Here is a 13,580-nt window from a genome sequence, read left to right as displayed (position 1 = left end):
AAATTAGAGACGGATGAAAAAGGGGAGGCAATATCAAAAGATTTACCGATAGGTGAATACAAAATCGTTGAAATAGAAGCGCCAGCGGGCTACGAATTATCAAAAGATAAAATCACGGTAACAGTAAAGCAAAAAGAGACAGTAGAAATGATAGTGAAAAATAAAAAAGCCCCCGATTCAGTAGGACAGATTGAGATTGAGAAAGTAGATGCTAATGATTCAAGTATGAAATTAAAAGGGGCTATGTTTCAAATTTTAAATAAAGACGGGATAGAAGTTGGTAGATTAACGACCAATGAAAAAGGTAAGGCTATTTCTAAACAATTGGCACTTGGCAAATATACGATTAAAGAAATAAGAGCACCAGATGGTTATATGTTGCTTAGGGATTCGATTGAGATAGAAGTTACAGAAACGGAAAGAACACAAAAAATAACAGTAAAAAATACTAAGGGTGATTGGGTAATTCCAAATACTGGCGGTACTGGGACGACAATATTTTATATGAGCGGTGTTATGCTGATGTTTGTAATGTTATTTTTATTGTTCCGTAAGAGAAATCATAAATAAAAATATGGACAAATGAAAGGATTCAGTTTTAATAGATTGATAAGGATGAGATTTGAAAAGAGGAGGAGCGAATTAATTCCTTCTCTTTTCGTTGTTTTTACTGCCCGTAATAGCCTTCGCTTTATATTTCTTGCTTCAATTGGAAGCTACAAGCAGTGGAAGCTTTGGGTAGCTTGAGTGGTATTTCGTCAAATGTTTTTAACGGTGCTATGCAAAAGTACCGTCAATCGGTTTCTGCTAACAGGAAACCATCTTCTTTCGTCCATGCATCTTGGCGCGTTTTCATAAGTGAAACCTCCATTATGATGTCGTTTGCGCTTAGATTACCCTTTAGAGTTTGTTTTATGCGAATTCTGTAATCTTTCATAAACAGTCGAGAGTGCCTGTTCAAATTTTCCTGTTGTTTTTGGTTGATAGTACTGCTTATTTTTTATTTTATCAGGTAAGTATTGTTGCTCAATCCATCCGTTTGGATAATCATGCGGATATAAATAACCGATACCTCTTCCTAAAGATTCGGCTCCTTTATAGTGACTATCTTTTAAATGGCTTGGGATATCACCAGTTTGTCCATTTCGTAAATCGTGGAGCGCTGCATCAAGCGCTTTATAAGCTGAATTTGATTTTGGTGATAAGCAAAGTTCAATAACAGCATTAGCAAGCGGAATGCGGGCTTCTGGAAATCCAACTCGTTCCGCCGATTCAATGGCCGCCAAAGTTCGAGGCCCAGCTTGCGGGCTAGCAAGTCCAATATCTTCATATGCCATAATAAGAAGTCTTCTGCAAATGCTTTGTAAATCGCCTGCTTCAATTAGGCGAGCTAAGTAATGGAGAGCGGCATTTACATCACTTCCGCGCACTGATTTTTGAAAAGCTGATAAGACGTCATAATGAGCATCTCCATCTTTATCGTGAACAAAGCTTTTTTTCTGTAAACATTCTTCTGCGACCTCTAATGTAATTTCGACTGTTTGTTCATCTGTTGTAAAGCTTGATAAAACAGCAAGTTCAAGCGCATTATAGGCCGAGCGCATATCTCCGCCAGAAGCGCTTGCAAAGTGGCGGATCGCTTCATCTGTAACTGTTACATGATATTCTCCGAGCCCTTTTTCTTTATCAGCTAGTGCCCGTTTTAATCCGGTTAAAATATCATCTTCTGTCAGTGCATGTAGTTCAAAGATTTGACAGCGGCTTCGAATCGCTGAGTTAATGGCGTGAAATGGATTGCTCGTTGTGGCGCCGATTAAAGTAAGGAGCCCGCTTTCTAAATGCGGTAAGAGAAAGTCTTGTTTCGCCTTATCTAGACGGTGTACCTCATCTAAAATTAACACAAGGTGGCGATGCATTTTTGCTTCTTGTACGACAACTTCCATATCTTTTTTGTTATGTGTTACCGCGTTTAATAGACGAAAGGGTGTCCCGGTACTACCGGCAATAGCGCTAGCAATCGATGTTTTTCCTGTGCCAGGAGGACCGTATAAAATCATCGACTGAAAATGGTTGGCCTGAACCATTCGCCATAAAATTTTCCCTTCACCAACTAAATGTTGTTGCCCGATAATTTCTGAAATATTTGTTGGGCGCATTCGATGTGCGAGTGGTTGTTTCATTGTATCCGTCTCCCTTAAATTATATAGAATGTAAGTCTATGTTATCATTTTTTTGATTGGAAATTAAAATAGACGTGATCTTGAAAGAGGGATAAAGGTAAATAATTTTATTTTTCTTTCAATTGTAATAATTTCTGAGTTTTTCAATGTGATTTTATGCTATCATGTTGAATACACAAGTTGAAATTTCTTATAATACTATATTATGCTATAATTTCATAGGATTTTAAATTGTGTTCTTTTGATAAATAAGCGATGACCAAATAGAAGTGACATTTTGAAAAGAGGTGCGAAATAGATGAAAATTTCAACAAAAGGCCGCTATGGTTTAACGATTATGATCGATCTTGCGAAAAAGTTTGGTGAAGGACCGATTTCATTAAAATCAATTGCTAAAGCGCACGATTTATCTGAGCATTATTTAGAACAATTAATTTCTCCGCTTCGCAATGCTCGTCTTGTAAAAAGTACGCGCGGTGCATATGGTGGTTATGTATTGTCTGATCAACCAGCTAATATAACGGCAGGCGATGTCATTCGTGTGTTGGAAGGGCCAATTAGTGTCGTTGAGATGCTAGAGGAGGAAGAGCCAGCACAGCGTCAACTATGGATGCGTGTTCGTGATGCGGTACAAGAAGTATTAGATAGTACAACTTTGGAAGATTTAGTACGCTATGAGGAAGAAAATAATGGGGGTTATATGTTTTACATTTAATTCCTTGTGAAACGATTTGGAAAGAAGGAGATTGAATGGAACGCATTTACTTAGATCATGCAGCAACATCTAAAGTTCATCCAGAAGTGGTCGAAAAGATGATTCCATATATGACAGAAATGTTTGGAAATCCGTCTAGTATTCATTTTTATGGACGACAAGCCCGCCATGCTGTAGATGAAGCAAGACGCGCTTGTGCGCGCAGCATCAATGCCAATCCAAATGAAATTATTTTTACAAGCGGCGGTACAGAGGCTGATAATTTAGCACTTTTAGGTGTAACGCGTGCAAATCGTCATAAAGGGAACCATATTATTACAACAAAGATTGAACATCACGCTATTTTGCATACATGTGAGGTGCTGGAGCGCGAGGGATTTGAAGTGACATATTTGCCCGTTGATGAAACAGGGCGCGTGCGACTGGATGATGTGAAGGCGGCGTTAACGGATCAAACGATTCTTGTATCGGTCATGTTTGGAAATAATGAAGTGGGAACCGTTCAACCAATTGCAGAAATTGGAGAACTTTTAAAAGAACATCAAGCTTATTTCCATACAGATGCTGTACAAGCCTATGGTTTAATGGAGGTTGATGTACAAGAACTAGGGATTGATTTATTATCCATTTCCGCTCATAAGATTAATGGTCCAAAAGGTGTAGGGTTTTTATATGCGAGCGCACAAGTGAAATTTGAACCTTTATTAACAGGTGGAGAACAAGAGCGAAAGCGCCGAGCAGGTACGGAAAATGTACCAAGTATTGTAGGGCTTGGGCATGCTATTTCACTTGCGGAGGAAACGCGCGAGCAAAAAAGTGCCCACTATGAAGAATTTAAAGATATAATGATATCTGTCTTTCAAAAAGAAGACATTACTTTTGAGGTAAACGGAAATGTAGAATATCGCTTGCCGCATGTGTTGAATGTAAGTTTCACAGGGATGAATATTGAACCATTTCTTGTGAACTTAGATTTAGCTGGTATTGCAGTATCAAGTGGTTCTGCTTGTACAGCTGGGTCGATTGATCCATCACACGTATTAGTGGCGATGTTTGGAAAAGATTCCGATAAAATACGTTCATCCGTACGCTTTAGTTTTGGGCTTGGGAATACGAAAGAACAAGTAGAAAAAGCGGCGTACGAAACAGTGAAAATCGTGAAGCGATTCTCGCAAAACTAGCATGGGAGGTGACATGATGAACAAACTACCTCACGAAACGCGCGTTGTCATCGGGATGTCTGGTGGCGTCGATTCATCTGTAGCTGCGCTTTTATTAAAAGAGCAAGGATATGATGTAATCGGAATTTTTATGAAGAACTGGGATGATACAGACGAAAATGGAGTCTGTACAGCAACGGAAGATTACAATGATGTTATTGAAGTTTGTAATCAAATCGGTATCCCGTATTATGCAGTAAACTTTGAAAAGCAATATTGGGATAAAGTATTTACGTACTTTTTAGATGAGTACCGAGCTGGTCGTACTCCGAACCCAGATGTAATGTGCAACAAGGAAATTAAATTTAAAGCCTTTTTAGAGCATGCGATGGCGCTTGGTGCAGACTATGTCGCAACAGGACATTATGCACGTGTCGCTTATATGGACGGCGAATATAAAATGTTGCGCGGCGTAGATGATAATAAAGATCAAACGTATTTCTTAAATCAGTTAGGTCAAGAACAATTATCTAAAACGATGTTTCCATTAGGTGAATTAAAGAAACCGCAAATTCGTGAAATGGCGAAAGAAGCCGGTTTAGCAACAGCTACGAAAAAAGATAGTACAGGTATTTGCTTTATCGGTGAGCGCAACTTTAAAGATTTCTTAAGCAACTACTTACCTGCTCAACCAGGTGTGATGCAAACATTATCTGGTGAAGTAAAAGGGAAACATGATGGTCTGATGTATTATACAATCGGACAACGTCATGGCCTTGGTATTGGTGGGAATGGTGACCCATGGTTTGTTGTTGGGAAAAACTTGAAAGAGAATATCTTATATGTTGATCAAGGGTTCCATAATGAACTTTTATACGGCGATGAAGTCATTGCCACAAATGTAAGCTGGGTAAGCGATAGAGCAAAAGAAAAAGAATTTAAGTGCACAGCAAAATTCCGTTATCGTCAAGAAGATAACGGTGTAACGGTTCAAATTGTAGATGAAAATACAATCCGTATTCTTTGTGATGAACCAATTCGTGCGATTACACCAGGACAAGCGGTTGTTTTCTATGATGGAGATGAGTGCTTAGGCGGTGCAACAATTGATGAAGTATACCGAAATGGTAAACAGTTAGACTATCTAGGATAAAACGGAGAAACCTCTGCCGATTAGCGGTCAGGGGTTTCTTTTTTAAAGAGCGAATTTTTGTTCGCTTACAAAATAGAATCTTTGTTATAATTTGTTGTAGAGGTGAAGAACATGTCAAATAAGCTTGAAATAGGCATTCAATATATGCAAGAAGGAAACTGGGAAGAAGCAGCCAAAAACTTTACAGAGGCAATTGAAGAAAATCCAAAAGATGCTCTTGGATATATTAACTTTGCCAATTTACTAGATGTGTTAGGCGATAGCGAGCGTGCCATTTTATTTTATAAACGTGCATTAGAGTTAGATGAAAAATCAGCTACTGCCTATTATGGACTTGGGAACATATATTATAGTCGAGAGCAATTTCAAGAAGCGAAAGCAATGTTTGAACAGGCAATGCAAGTTGGTTTGCAATCAGCTGATATCGCATTTATGCTTGGGATTACACATGTGCAGCTTGGAAATGATCGCCTTGCATTGCCATTTCTACAAAGGGCTGCGGAATTGGATGAAATGGATGTCGAGGCAGCATTTCAATGCGGATTATGCCTTGCGCGATTAGAACATGTTAAAGAGGCGAAACCGTACTTTGAAAAGGTATTACAAATGGATGAAGAACATGCGGACGCGTATTATAATTTAGGTGTTGCTTACGTATTTGAAGAGAATAATGAAAAGGCGCTTGCTTTATTTAAAAAAGCAACAAAAATCCAACCAGATCACTTTTTAGCTGGGAATGGTATTCGTTTGTTAGAACAAGAAAGTAAATAAAACAGCTTTAACGCGCAGTTCCCCTCCATCTAAAGGTCAGTTAGGTGGGGGGGTACTGCTCATTAGAGTACAGAAATCGGAAAGGAGAGGAATGATGGAGAATCAACATGCTATGGATTTGTTTGAGGAAGAGCGAAAATTTATAAAGGCGCAAGTTCTTCATACTATTTTCCACAACGAAGAAAACCTCTATTCCGTTGTCAGTATGAAAGTCATTGAAACAAATGAAGCATATGACGAAAAAAAAGTGATGATTAACGGTCATTTTCCCCGTATGCATGAAGATGAAGTATTTACATTAACAGGGCATTTTAAAGAGCATCCTAAATATGGAAAGCAATATCAAGTTGAAACATTTAAAAAAGAATTGCCCCAAACGAAAACCGGAATGGTGCAATATTTAGCTAGCGATTTATTTAAAGGAATTGGGAAGCGAACAGCTGAAAAAATTGTCGATCATCTTGGAGAACACGCTATTTCTAAAATTATGGATGATCCGGCTGCGCTAGAAGGTGTCGTCAATAAGCAAAAAGCGCAAGAAATATATGAGACGATCATTGAGCATCAAGGGCTTGAAAAAGTGATGAGCTTTTTAAACGGTTATGGATTTGGGACAAAGCTTTCCATTAAAATTTATCAGCAGTATAAAGAAATGACACTAGAAGTTATTCGAAATAATCCGTACCAGTTGATTGAAGAAGTTGACGGAATTGGCTTTGGAAGAGCAGATGATATAGGACGCGCTCTTGGGATATTAGGAAATCATAATGATCGTGTACGAGCGGGATGTTTTTATACGTTGGAGAATGTATCGCTTCAATATGGTCATGTTTATATGGAGAAGGAGCAGCTTGTACGTGAAACGATGTCCCTTTTAAATAACCGAGAAGGGACTGTGACGGAAGAAGATATCGTGCAATGCATCGAAATGATGCAAGGTGAAGGGAAAATCATTATAGAAGAAGAGCGTATTTATTTAGCTTCTTTATATTATTCTGAGAAAGGTGTTGTGAAGTCGATTCGCCGCCTGATGAGCCAAGAGGAAACGCCGTCATTTCCTGAGGCAGAAGTGTTATTAACGCTAGGTAAGATTGAAGAGCAAATGAAAGTGCAGTATGCACCGCTTCAGCAAGAGGCGATTCAAACGGCACTTCATCAACCGATGATGCTGTTAACCGGTGGTCCAGGAACAGGAAAGACAACAGTTATTAAAGGAATTGTAGAAATGTATGCATCGCTACATGGATTATCGTTAAATCCTAAAGATTATAGCGATGATAATCCATTTCCTATTTTATTAACAGCTCCAACAGGTCGTGCGGCAAAGCGAATGAGCGAATCAACAGGTCTTCCTGCATGTACAATTCACCGTTTGCTTGGTTGGACGCCCGAAGGCTCGTTTCAGCGAAATGAAACAGATCCGGTGCAGGGGAAACTTCTTATTGTCGATGAATTTTCCATGGTTGATATTTGGCTTGCAAATCAGCTCTTGAAATCATTACCGACAAATATGCAAGTCATTATTGTTGGCGATGAAGATCAATTGCCATCTGTAGGACCAGGACAAGTATTAAAAGATTTATTAAATGCCGGTATCATTCCAACGGTAAAGCTGACCGAAATTTATCGGCAAGCTGAAGGGTCATCTGTTGTTCAGCTCGCTCATGCGATAAAGAATGGAACGTTACCGCCAGATGTAACGAAAAATAAACAAGAACGCTCCTTTATTACGTGCACAGGGAATCAAATTGTTGATGTTGTAAAACAAGTGTGTGAAAGCGCAAAGGTAAAGGGATTTAGTGCAAAAGATGTGCAAGTGTTAGCGCCTATGTATCGCGGTTCGGCAGGGATTAATGTGTTAAATGAGGCACTGCAACAAGTATTTAATCCGAAACAAGAGAAGAGTAAAGAAATTGCTTATGGCGATGTTGTATATAGAAGAGGCGATAAAGTTCTTCAATTAGTCAATCAGCCGGAAAGCCAAGTGTTTAATGGAGATATTGGCGAAATTATTTCTATATTTTACGCGAAGGAAAATGTGGAGCAACAAGATATGATTGTTGTTTCATTTGATGGCATTGAAGTGACATATACGAAGGCTGATTTGAATCAAATTACACATGCATATTGCTGCTCCATTCATAAGTCGCAAGGTAGTGAATTTCCGATTGTAATTATGCCGATTGTAAAAAGTTATAACCGCATGTTGCGTCGGAATTTAATTTATACGGGTATTACAAGAAGTAAAAAGTTTTTGATCATCTGCGGAGAAGAAGAAGCTTTTCGATCTGGAGTGAACCGTCTCGATGATGCCATGCGGCAAACAACTTTAGGAAGTCGTTTGCAAGAGGCAAAAGGCGAAGTACAGATGGTTGTTATTAATGGAGAAGAAATGGACGTGGAAAACATTTCACCGTATGATTTTATGTAACGAGGTGAAATTATATAGTGAAGCTTTCAAGTGTATCATATTGAAAGTTGCTAACATGTATAAATGAATGCAGTTTGGACATAATGGCGAATAGAATCTGGGAGAACGTAAGGAGATGGAAGCCATATGTTTAGTTGTCCAAATTGCAAAGGAAAAGATATTGGAAAAATCGGTGTGAATCAATTTTATTGTTGGAATTGTTATATCGAATTATCCGTTTCAAAGGGGAAAATCCATACACATCAAGTAGAAGAAGATGGTTCGTTAAGTTCTCTCGATGATTTATTCGATGAGGATGAAAGAACGATCGGATAACGAAAAGGGGGATTTACTTTGAATCTACGCAATTCATTCATTGCATTAGGAATTGGAGCTGCAGCATATCGATATGCTCGCAAACAAGATTTATTTTCAAAACGTAATATGAAAAAAGCACGCAAAATGATTAAGTCGTACTTGTGACGGTTTTTTATAAAATGAAAAACTCCCTAAATGAGCAGGGAGTTTTTTTATGCACTCATATGCAAATAAAAAAGTCCGATTTCTGAAAATACATGAGAAAGACCGTAACAGCCAATGCCAAGTACGCCATAATACCATAAATGTCTTGCGCGCTCTTTACGTGCTGTATGTGTAAAGAAACCTTTCCAAATTCCTAGACCAATGCAAATCCATTCAAGAATCATACAAAGTGCCGACAAACTAAGCATAAACCAGACCATTTTGTTCCTCCTGACTATCATTTTATTATGTTGTAGCCTCAGAGTAGTTGTTCTTGTTAGGTTAAATATATGTCCATCTTTTAGAAACAGTATGGTCTGGCTGAAAATATTTTAATCCAATGATTTTTTGAAGTTTTACACATAACCTGCTCGGTTTCTTTTCAAAATAAGAGAAGAGGAGGTTTTTCGTTTGAAGAATCTTAAAATTATTTGGATCTATCGACTAGGGTTATTGTTATTAGTATTTCTCTGCTTACTTGTTTTTTTAAAAATCAAACCATTATGGGCACCGATTGTATTTGTATGTAAAGTAGCCATTACACCGTTTTTTATTGCTTGTTTTATTGCTTATTTACTGCATCCTTTAATTGAGAAATTACATAAACAAGGAATGCCTCGTACCCTTGCGATTTTACTCATTTATATTCTCTTTTTTGGTGGTCTTGGTTACGGGATTTATAAAGGAACACCAGTTGTTATTAGCCAGTTGCAAGAAATGAATAAGCAATTTCCTGAGTTTATGAAAATGTATGATTCATGGATGGATGGTGTCACAGAACAAACGGATAATTTCCCGTCGTTTATTCATGATAAAGTAAAACAAATTTTTGTTGGAATTGAAATAAAAATACAATCCTTATTAAATAAAGTGATGAGTACGGCCCGCGGTGTGCTTGACTCTTTACTCATCATTTTTCTTATTCCGTTCATTGTGTTTTACATACTGAAAGATTATGGGGCGTTTTATCATGTTTTTTGGAAAGTAATTCCTTATAAATGGCGAGATACGGGACAAATATTAGCAAAAGAAATCGATAAATCGTTAGGGAGTTATATTCGCGGACAATTATTTGTTTGTTTAGTTTTAGGCGGTGTGTCTGCCCTTGCATTTTGGTTTATCGGTATGAAATATCCATTGCTTCTTGGGATTGTTGTCGGGGTTACAGATATTATTCCATACTTTGGTCCTATTTTAGGAGCGATTCCAACGTTAATGATTGCAGCAACAGTATCCACAAGTTTATTCATTAAAGCTGGGATTGCGCTAGCGATTTTGCAATTTGTTGAAAGTAACATTTTATCTCCGTATATTGTTGGGAAATCGTTGCGCATGCATCCAGTTGTCATTATGCTCGCCCTGCTTGTTGGGGGCGAGGTAGGTGGAATTGTCGGCCTTTTAATATCTGTTCCGATTTTAGCGGTTATTCGAACTGTAGTCGTTCATATAAAGCCTCTTTGGAGACATTGACAAATAGAAACGAATTCGCTACAATTTTGGCATATAGTAGAAACTTATGTCAGTTTCCATCATAAAATGTATTCTATACTGATTTGAAATTGATGACGGAACGAGTATGTCATAGTCCATTTGTAGAGAGAAACTTCCATTGGCTGAAAGAAGTTTTAAATGAAGGATGACAGAACGCTACTCCTGAGAGCAGCTAATCCCTGCCGTCTTGCCACGTTACGGCACCATGAGGTGATGAAATAAATGCATATTATTATATGCAATCTAGCTTTAGCGTCTAAAAGCTCTGAAATTTCCCAATCTCACTGAAAGACAAAAAGCGTCTTTCCGTTCGACTGGTCCAATTTCTTCCGCTTTTAAGCGAGACGCTTCCGCTTTTTATTTCATAATTAGGGTGGTATCGCGAGTTAACTCTCGTCCCTTTTATAGGGGCGAGAGTTTTTTGTTTTTATGGAATTTTTTTTAAGGAGGAAATATAGATGAAACAATTAACAGGCGCACAAATTCGTCAAATGTTTTTAGATTTTTTTAAGGAAAAAGGGCATGCGATTGAACCGAGTGCATCATTAGTTCCGCACGAAGATCCATCTCTTTTATGGATTAATAGTGGCGTAGCGACATTAAAAAAATACTTTGACGGACGTGTTATCCCACAAAATCCACGTATTACAAATGCGCAAAAATCAATTCGTACAAACGATATTGAAAACGTTGGGAAAACAGCTCGTCACCATACATTCTTTGAAATGCTAGGAAACTTCTCAATCGGTGATTATTTTAAAGAAGAAGCAATTACATGGGCTTGGGAATTTTTAACGAGTGACAAATGGATTGGATTTGATAAAGAATTATTATCTGTTACAATTCACCCAGAAGATGAAGAAGCATTTACAATTTGGCATGAAAAAATGGGCATTCCGAAAGAACGTATTATTCGTTTAGAAGAAAACTTCTGGGATATTGGTGAAGGACCAAGTGGACCGAACACTGAGATTTTCTATGATCGCGGCGAAGCTTATGGTAATGATCCAAGTGATCCAGAATTATATCCTGGTGGTGAAAATGAGCGCTACTTAGAAGTATGGAACCTTGTGTTCTCTCAATTTAACCATAACCCAGATGGTTCTTATACACCGCTTCCAAAGAAAAACATCGATACAGGAATGGGTCTAGAGCGTATGACATCTATCGTTCAAAACGTACCTACAAACTTTGATACAGATTTATTCATGCCGATGATTGGTGCAACAGAATCAATCTCTGGTGAAAAGTATCGTAGTGGCGACGCAGAGAAAGATATGGCATTTAAAGTGATTGCAGACCATATTCGTACTGTAACATTTGCTGTTGGTGATGGGGCTCTTCCTTCGAACGAAGGCCGTGGTTATGTGTTACGTCGTTTATTACGCCGAGCTGTTCGTTATGCGAAAAAATTAAACATTAACCGTCCATTTATGTATGAATTAGTACCAGTTGTTGGAGAAGTGATGAAAGACTTTTATCCAGAAGTTCTTGAAAAGAAAGATTTCATTGCAAAAGTTGTGAAAAATGAAGAAGAGCGTTTCCATGAAACACTTCATGACGGTGAAGCGATTTTAGCAGAAGTGATTGCAAAAGCGAAAGAAGAAAAAACAACTGTTATTTCTGGAGTAGATGCATTCCGTCTGTATGACACATATGGATTCCCGGTTGAATTAACAGAAGAATATGCTGAAGAAGCTGGCATGACAGTTGATCATGCAGGATTTGAGGCAGAGATGGAAAAACAACGTGAGCGTGCACGTGCGGCTCGTCAAGATGTTGATTCTATGCAAGTTCAAGGCGGCGTTCTTGGGGAAATTAAAGTAGCAAGTGAATTTGTTGGTTACGGCACTGTTGCAACAGAAAGCAACGTAATAGCACTTGTGAAAAATGGCGAGTATACAGACAGCTTACAAGCAGGTGAAGAAGGCCAATTAATGCTTGATGTAACACCATTCTACGCTGAAAGCGGTGGACAAATTGCAGACCGCGGTTACCTTCTTACAGACGGTGTGAAAGTTCTTGTAAAAGATGTACAAAAAGCACCAAATGGTCAAAACTTACACAAAGTAGTCGTGGAAGAAGGGGTATTAACGAAAGATGCAACTGTGAAAGCTGTTATTGATACGAAAAATCGCAGTAGCATTGTGAAGAACCATACAGCAACTCACCTGTTGCATCAAGCGTTAAAAGACGTGCTTGGAACACATGTTAACCAAGCTGGTTCTCTTGTTACAGCAGAACGTTTACGATTTGATTTCTCTCACTTCGGTCAAGTACAAGCTGATGAATTAGAAAAAATTGAGCGTATTGTAAACGAGAAAATTTGGGAAAGTATTGATGTGGAAATTTCTCAAAAGGCAATTGAAGAAGCAAAAGAAATGGGTGCAATGGCATTATTCGGTGAAAAATATGGAGATGTTGTTCGCGTTGTTCAAGTTGGTGATTACAGTTTAGAACTTTGTGGTGGTTGCCATGTTGATAACACAGCTTCTATCGGTATTTTCAAAATCGTTGCTGAGTCTGGTATCGGTGCAGGAACACGTCGTATCGAGGCGGTAACTGGTAAAGCGGCATACGAATTAATGAACGATCAAGTAAGTTTATTAAAAGAGGCTGCAGGGAAAATGAAAACAAATCCGAAAGATATTTTAACAAGAGTGGATGGTTTGTTTGCTGAAGTGAAACAACTTCAAAAAGAAAATGAATCTCTTGCTGCTAAGTTAAGTAATATTGAAGCTGGAAACTTAACAGACGCAGTTGTCTCAGTGGATGGGGTTCATGTATTAGCAACGAAAGTAAATGTTGCAGATATGAATAACTTACGTACAATGATGGATGACTTGAAAAATAAATTAGAATCTGCAGTCATTGTATTAGCAGCTGTAAATGATGATAAAGTAAATATCTTGGCGGGTGTAACGAAAGATCTAGTTGGTCAAGGGTATCATGCGGGTAAACTTGTAAAAGAAGTTGCATCTCGCTGCGGTGGCGGTGGTGGTGGCCGTCCTGATATGGCTCAAGCGGGCGGTAAAAATCCAGCGCAAGTAGATGAAGCGCTAGCTTTTGTACAAGAGTACGTTAAATCTGTTTCAAAATAAAGAGAGAGTAGTGTACAATAGTAGGGAGAGGAAATAGTCTTCTCCCTATATTTACTACTTGATAAGTGAGGTGCTTT

12 protein-coding genes are annotated in these 13,580 nt (G+C 38.3%); 10 read left to right on the top strand and 2 right to left on the bottom strand.

What is annotated here, in order from left to right:
• Positions 1-570 (top strand): LPXTG cell wall anchor domain-containing protein (locus MR063_RS03265; protein WP_242193317.1); only part of this gene is annotated, 570 nt, incomplete at its 5' end.
• 323 nt (positions 571-893) lie between these two features.
• Here MR063_RS03265 and MR063_RS03260 read toward each other — a convergent pair.
• On the bottom strand, positions 894-2,180 hold the full coding sequence (locus tag MR063_RS03260; RefSeq protein ID WP_242193316.1) for a replication-associated recombination protein A: 1,287 nt from the start codon (positions 2,178-2,180) through the stop codon (positions 894-896).
• Between the two features lie 298 nt (positions 2,181-2,478).
• Here MR063_RS03260 and cymR point away from each other — a divergent pair, with 298 nt between their 5' ends.
• The 7 genes from cymR (at position 2,479) to MR063_RS03225 (ending at position 8,872) form a co-directional block, all read left to right on the top strand.
• Positions 2,479-2,895, top strand: a complete 417-nt coding sequence (gene cymR, locus MR063_RS03255) for a cysteine metabolism transcriptional regulator CymR (RefSeq protein ID WP_012095571.1) — start codon at positions 2,479-2,481, stop codon at positions 2,893-2,895.
• Positions 2,896-2,930: 35 nt separating this feature from the next.
• Complete coding sequence (locus tag MR063_RS03250; protein WP_242193314.1) at positions 2,931-4,076, top strand: cysteine desulfurase family protein; 1,146 nt, start codon at positions 2,931-2,933, stop codon at positions 4,074-4,076.
• A gap of 16 nt (positions 4,077-4,092) precedes the next feature.
• Positions 4,093-5,208 (top strand): tRNA 2-thiouridine(34) synthase MnmA, encoded by a 1,116-nt coding sequence (gene mnmA, locus MR063_RS03245; protein ID WP_242193312.1) that lies wholly within the window; start codon positions 4,093-4,095, stop codon positions 5,206-5,208.
• Positions 5,209-5,319: 111 nt separating this feature from the next.
• Complete coding sequence (locus tag MR063_RS03240) at positions 5,320-5,979, top strand: tetratricopeptide repeat protein (protein WP_242145514.1); 660 nt, start codon at positions 5,320-5,322, stop codon at positions 5,977-5,979.
• 94 nt (positions 5,980-6,073) lie between these two features.
• On the top strand, positions 6,074-8,410 hold the full coding sequence (recD2, locus tag MR063_RS03235) for an SF1B family DNA helicase RecD2 (protein WP_242193310.1): 2,337 nt from the start codon (positions 6,074-6,076) through the stop codon (positions 8,408-8,410).
• Between the two features lie 126 nt (positions 8,411-8,536).
• Positions 8,537-8,725, top strand: coding sequence for a hypothetical protein (locus MR063_RS03230; RefSeq protein ID WP_242145512.1), 189 nt, complete (start codon positions 8,537-8,539; stop codon positions 8,723-8,725).
• Positions 8,726-8,743: 18 nt separating this feature from the next.
• Entirely contained in the window at positions 8,744-8,872 is a 129-nt protein-coding gene (locus tag MR063_RS03225) for a YrzQ family protein (RefSeq protein ID WP_012095565.1), read from the top strand.
• A 47-nt stretch (positions 8,873-8,919) separates the two neighbouring features.
• On the opposite strand, the gene MR063_RS03220 is transcribed toward MR063_RS03225, so the two are convergent.
• On the bottom strand, positions 8,920-9,132 hold the full coding sequence (locus MR063_RS03220) for a hypothetical protein (protein WP_242193309.1): 213 nt from the start codon (positions 9,130-9,132) through the stop codon (positions 8,920-8,922).
• A 190-nt stretch (positions 9,133-9,322) separates the two neighbouring features.
• On the opposite strand from MR063_RS03220, the gene MR063_RS03215 reads away from it, so the two are divergent.
• Both MR063_RS03215 and alaS read left to right on the top strand, forming a co-directional pair.
• Positions 9,323-10,381 carry an AI-2E family transporter gene (locus MR063_RS03215; RefSeq protein ID WP_242193308.1) on the top strand — a complete coding sequence of 353 codons (1,059 nt, stop codon included), beginning with the start codon at positions 9,323-9,325 and terminating at the stop codon, positions 10,379-10,381.
• Positions 10,382-10,860: 479 nt separating this feature from the next.
• Positions 10,861-13,503 (top strand): alanine--tRNA ligase, encoded by a 2,643-nt coding sequence (gene alaS, locus MR063_RS03210; RefSeq protein WP_242193305.1) that lies wholly within the window; start codon positions 10,861-10,863, stop codon positions 13,501-13,503.
• Positions 13,504-13,580: the final 77 nt, after the last annotated feature.

The sequence above is a fragment of the Bacillus cereus group sp. BfR-BA-01492 genome (assembly GCF_022662815.1).
In the GTDB taxonomy this organism is placed as follows: Bacteria; Bacillota; Bacilli; order Bacillales; family Bacillaceae_G; genus Bacillus_A; species Bacillus_A cereus_BD.
This window is presented reverse-complemented; position numbering and strand designations above follow the sequence as displayed.

What these genes read in the sequence shown, in the direction of transcription:
- MR063_RS03240 (WP_242145514.1), top strand. Translation starts at nt 5,320, where the DNA reads ATGTCAAATAAGCTTGAAATAGGCATTCAATATATGCAAGAAGGAAAC.
- MR063_RS03260 (WP_242193316.1), bottom strand. Translation starts at nt 2,180, where the DNA reads ATGAAACAACCACTCGCACATCGAATGCGCCCAACAAATATTTCAGAA.
- mnmA (WP_242193312.1), top strand. Translation starts at nt 4,093, where the DNA reads ATGAACAAACTACCTCACGAAACGCGCGTTGTCATCGGGATGTCTGGT.
- MR063_RS03230 (WP_242145512.1), top strand. Translation starts at nt 8,537, where the DNA reads ATGTTTAGTTGTCCAAATTGCAAAGGAAAAGATATTGGAAAAATCGGT.
- MR063_RS03220 (WP_242193309.1), bottom strand. Translation starts at nt 9,132, where the DNA reads ATGGTCTGGTTTATGCTTAGTTTGTCGGCACTTTGTATGATTCTTGAA.
- MR063_RS03250 (WP_242193314.1), top strand. Translation starts at nt 2,931, where the DNA reads ATGGAACGCATTTACTTAGATCATGCAGCAACATCTAAAGTTCATCCA.
- alaS (WP_242193305.1), top strand. Translation starts at nt 10,861, where the DNA reads ATGAAACAATTAACAGGCGCACAAATTCGTCAAATGTTTTTAGATTTT.
- cymR (WP_012095571.1), top strand. Translation starts at nt 2,479, where the DNA reads ATGAAAATTTCAACAAAAGGCCGCTATGGTTTAACGATTATGATCGAT.
- recD2 (WP_242193310.1), top strand. Translation starts at nt 6,074, where the DNA reads ATGGAGAATCAACATGCTATGGATTTGTTTGAGGAAGAGCGAAAATTT.